The sequence below is a fragment of the uncultured Campylobacter sp. genome (assembly GCF_937890585.1).
Taxonomy (GTDB): domain Bacteria; phylum Campylobacterota; class Campylobacteria; order Campylobacterales; family Campylobacteraceae; genus Campylobacter_A.
This window is the reverse complement of record NZ_CALACG010000028.1, coordinates 1-4,504: the sequence shown is the minus strand read 5'-3', so window position 1 is coordinate 4,504 and position 4,504 is coordinate 1. Positions and strand designations below refer to the sequence as shown.

General features: G+C 42.3%; 3 protein-coding genes. 1 reads left to right on the top strand and 2 read right to left on the bottom strand.

Annotated elements, in window-relative coordinates:
* Positions 1 to 685: transporter substrate-binding domain-containing protein (locus Q0296_RS00705; protein WP_298035665.1), on the bottom strand; the 685-nt coding region annotated here is incomplete at its 3' end.
* Positions 686 to 732: 47 nt separating this feature from the next.
* Positions 733 to 2,133 carry a flagellar hook-length control protein FliK gene (locus Q0296_RS00700; RefSeq protein ID WP_298035664.1) on the bottom strand — a complete coding sequence of 467 codons (1,401 nt, stop codon included), beginning with the start codon at positions 2,131 to 2,133 and terminating at the stop codon, positions 733 to 735.
* A gap of 161 nt (positions 2,134 to 2,294) precedes the next feature.
* On the opposite strand from Q0296_RS00700, the gene typA reads away from it, so the two are divergent.
* Positions 2,295 to 4,097, top strand: coding sequence for a translational GTPase TypA (gene typA, locus Q0296_RS00695; RefSeq protein WP_103646072.1), 1,803 nt, complete (start codon positions 2,295 to 2,297; stop codon positions 4,095 to 4,097).
* Positions 4,098 to 4,504 lie beyond the last annotated feature (407 nt).

Genomic DNA, 4,504 nt, shown 5'->3' with positions numbered 1-4,504 from the left:
CCTCTATCGCCTTGCTGATCTGATCGGCAAGTTCCGTATTGCCCTTTTGCACGATAGGCGCGGTATAGTCGGTATCGCTTCCCTCGGCGGCTATTTTAACTGGAGCGCCCGGGCGCTGCTTGATGAAGTCGTAAAATACGATATTATCGCGCACGACGGTATCTACACGCTTGCTAACGAGAAGCTCCATGCTCTTGCTAAAGCTATCGACCGTGACGTTTTGCGCCCCGTAGCTAGCGGCCACCTTTGCCCAGTTGCTGGTAGCGGAGTCGGCGTTTTTCTTACCTTTTAGATCATCAAAGCTTTTGATATCGTCGTTATCTTTATGAGTGATGATGGCGCCGTGCACGACGGTGTAGGGCTGTGCGTAATCATATTTTTTCTTGCGTTCGTCAGTAACGCTTACTTGATTAAATACCGCATCGGCCTTGCCCGCATCAAATGCCGCGAGCATCGCGTCCCACGGAGCGGTTAGGAATTCGATCTTTAAATTTAACTTCTTAGCGACTTCACGAGCGATATCAACGTCGTAGCCCTTTAGCTCGTTTTTATCGTCATAATATGAAAACGGCGCGTAAGTACCTTCCGTAGCAATCGTTAAAACGCCCTCTTTTATGGTTTTGGCGTTTAAATTTAGCGTCAAAAATGCGCCCAGAGCCAAAATTTTTAGTAGTTTTGAAACCATCTTTTATCCTTTAAATTTTTATATCTCAAGCAAATTTGATTCCAAATTTACACATATCGTGGAACGACGAGCTCTAAACGAGGCGTAGTCGGTTCGCTTTGCTCTGCGTCGTCGGAGCTAAATTTGGAGCCTTTGTAGCTCTTTTGCCCTTGCTCTTTTTTAGGCTGATTTTGATCGCTAAAGTTCATCTCAAGCTCGGTAAAACCCATGTTTACGAGGCTGTTTTTAAACTCGGCCTGATTTTGTAAAAATAGGTTCATCGTCTGCGTATTTGAGTTGAAATTTATATGCAGATTGTTGCCGCGATTTACCATCGTGATCTCGACCTCGCCTAAATTTAGCGGGTTAAGCGTGATGTTAAAGCGAGTGATCGGCGCTTTGTAGTTTTGCACCTGCTCTTTTAGCGTAGAAGAGAAATTACTAAGCGTCTCTTTTATCTCCGCCTTTGTTTGAAGCTGGTGTTTAGCGCTGTTTGCGATATCTTTTACCATTTGATTTAGCTCTGATTTATTGTCACTGCTAAAGGTCTCCTCGCTTGGCTCAGCCTCGCTCATCTGCTCTCTTTCTGGAAAGAGTAGCGACTCAAGAGTTGGGGCTTTTTGTGCCTTTTGCTCGTGTAAATTTACCTTTACTTTTGGCTCTTTTGGCTGCTCATCTGGCTCAACATCCACTATCTCATCATCAAGCTTTACTTCACTATCATCTAGTTTTTTAGGCTCTTCTTTGACTAAATTTTTAACTTCGCTGACTGGATTTGCCACCACCTCTTTTAGTAAAGTATCAAGCTTTACGACCTCTTTTGGCTCGTTTTTGATGATAGTTTGCTCGACCTCGTTTTTTAGCTCTTTTAGGTAAAAAGGCTTATCCTCAGTCTTTATCGGCGTGAAAAATTCCTGTTTGCCCAAATTTTTAAACATCTCGTTTAGTTTAGGCACATCTTCATTTGAAATTTCTATATTTTCAAGGCCAAGGTCAAATTTCTTAGCAAGGTCGATAAGATCGCTAACGCTTTTAACGTTGCTAAGCTCTTCGACGTTTTGGGGCACACTTAAGAAATTTGCTATTTTGTCGCTGAAATTTGGAAATTTACTTACCTTTTCATTGCCATTTAGTATCTCTAAAACTTGTAAAAGCTGCATGAAATTTGCATTTTCATAGAGCTCATTTTTTGTATCTTCGTCCAAATTCTCTTCAAGTGCGGCTGAAATTTTTGCCACGCTTTCGTTTTGCGCCTTTTCTATCGTCTCTTTTTGGATATCAACAGTTTTTACTATCTCTTTGACATCCTTTTCGGTGATCTTTTGACCGCTATTTGCCTTGCTCGCAGCCGCATCCAAAACCATCGACAAAAACTCGCCGTTGTTTTGAGACTTCTTCGCAGCTGCAGGCTTTTTCGTAGCCGCAGGAGCTAACAAATCTACGTTGTTTTTCGCTGTGTAAGCTTGCATTTAATCCCTTTAAATTTAAAAACTTAACGCTTACATGCAAAATCTATTCCAAAAATTAATTTCTTGATATCAGCTTAAAATTTATAAAAATTTGGCTATAATCTGCCCCTATTTAAAAACTGATAAAGCGAAAAATATCAAACTAATAAACGGAGAAAAATTTGGAAAAGATACGAAATATAGCCGTCATCGCGCACGTCGACCACGGTAAAACAACAATGGTTGATGAGCTTTTGAAGCAGTCAGGAACATTTAACGAGCATCAAAACCTTGGCGAGCGTGTAATGGATAGCAACGACATCGAAAGAGAGCGTGGCATCACGATCCTTTCTAAAAACACCGCCATTCGTTACAAAGATACAAAGATCAACATCATAGACACCCCGGGCCACGCCGACTTTGGTGGCGAGGTAGAGCGTGTTCTTAAGATGGTTGATGGCGTTTTACTACTTGTTGATGCGCAAGAAGGTGTTATGCCACAAACTAAATTCGTCGTTAAAAAGGCGCTCTCACTTGGACTTCGCCCAATCGTCGTCGTAAATAAGATAGACAAACCTGCAGGCGATCCAGACCGCGTTATAAATGAAATTTTTGATCTTTTTGTCGCACTTGACGCAAATGACGAACAGCTAGAATTTCCAGTCGTATATGCCGCTGCTAAAAATGGCTACGCAAAGCTAAAACTAAGCGATGAGAGCAAAGATATGCAGCCACTTTTTGAGACTATCCTAGCTCACGTGCCAGCTCCAACTGGAAATGACGAAAATCCTTTGCAACTTCAAGTTTTCACGCTTGATTATGACAACTACGTCGGCAAGATCGGCATTGCGAGGATTTTTAACGGCAAGATAGCTAAAAACCAAAACGTTATGCTTGCAAAGGCTGATGGCACGAAGACAACTGGTAGAATTTCAAAACTCATCGGCTTTATGGGACTTGACAGGATCGATATAAACGAGGCTGGCACTGGCGACATCGTAGCGATCGCTGGCTTTGACGCGCTTGATGTTGGCGATAGTGTCGTTGATCCAAACAACCCTCATCCGCTTGATCCTCTTCATATCGAAGAGCCAACACTTAGCGTTGTATTTTCTGTAAATGATGGCCCACTTGCAGGCACTGAGGGCAAACACGTCACATCAAACAAGATCGATGAGCGCCTTGCAAACGAGATGAAGACAAATATCGCGATGAAGTATGAAAACATCGGCGAGGGCAAATTTAAAGTAAGCGGCCGCGGTGAGCTTCAGATCACCATTTTGGCTGAAAATATGCGCCGCGAGGGCTATGAGTTTTTACTTGGCAGACCTGAGGTCATCGTAAAAGAGATAAATGGCGTAAAATGCGAACCATACGAGCTTTTAGTGATCGATGCGCCTGATGATACGACAGGTACAGTCATCGAAAAACTTGGCAAAAGAAAAGCTGAAATGGTCTCTATGAACCCAACAGGCGATGGCCAAACAAGGATCGAATTTGAGATCCCAGCTCGCGGACTTATCGGCTTTAGAAGCCAGTTTTTGACTGATACAAAAGGCGAGGGCGTTATGAACCACAGCTTTTTGGAGTTTAGGCCACTAAGCGGCACCGTCGAGCACAGAACAAACGGCGCACTAGTTTCTATGGAAAACGGCGTAACACTTGCTTATTCGCTATTTAACTTGCAAGATCGTGGCGTGCTATTTCTTGATCCGCAGGCAAAAGTCTATGTGGGTATGATCATCGGCGAGCACAGCCGTCCAAACGACCTTGATGTAAATCCAATAAAAGGCAAAAACCTAACGAACGTGCGTGCAAGCGGTAGTGACGATGCGATCAAGCTAGTCCCGCCTAGAAAGCTAAGCCTTGAGCGCGCGCTTGAGTGGATAGAAGATGACGAGCTAGTCGAGGTTACGCCTATAAATATTCGCGTTCGCAAGCGCTATTTAGACCCAACAGAGCGTAAAAGAAAAGCAAAACTATAATCCAAATTTGCTAGCAAATTCCCTTTGGTGCCAGCCAAAGGGGCTAGCAAGTGAAATTTAATCCAAAAACCAAATTTAATAATCAGCTTGTAAATTTATCTATTTATGCCAAGTGGAGTGGGCTAAATTTAGCCAAATTTAGGTTTTGGCTGCTTTAAAATTATAAAGACTATTTTTTGATTCTGGCGCTTTAAATTTGTAAATTTATGCTTGGTAAGTAAATTTGCCTGATCTGATGCCGTCACGAGGAATTTATAGAGTAGTTTGCATTTTATAAAGACTATTTTTGCCCGCAAAAAGCAATCAGTTATGGTGAGTGGATTGGTTTATTTGAATTTACAAAAGGGTTAAATTTAGATTTTGAGAGCTATTAAATTTGCTTATTTGACTATCTCTGCATCCAAATT

Excerpts from the sequence above, each read along its gene's own strand:
- Q0296_RS00700 (WP_298035664.1), bottom strand. The coding sequence starts at position 2,133 with ATGCAAGCTTACACAGCGAAAAACAACGTAGATTTGTTAGCTCCTGCG.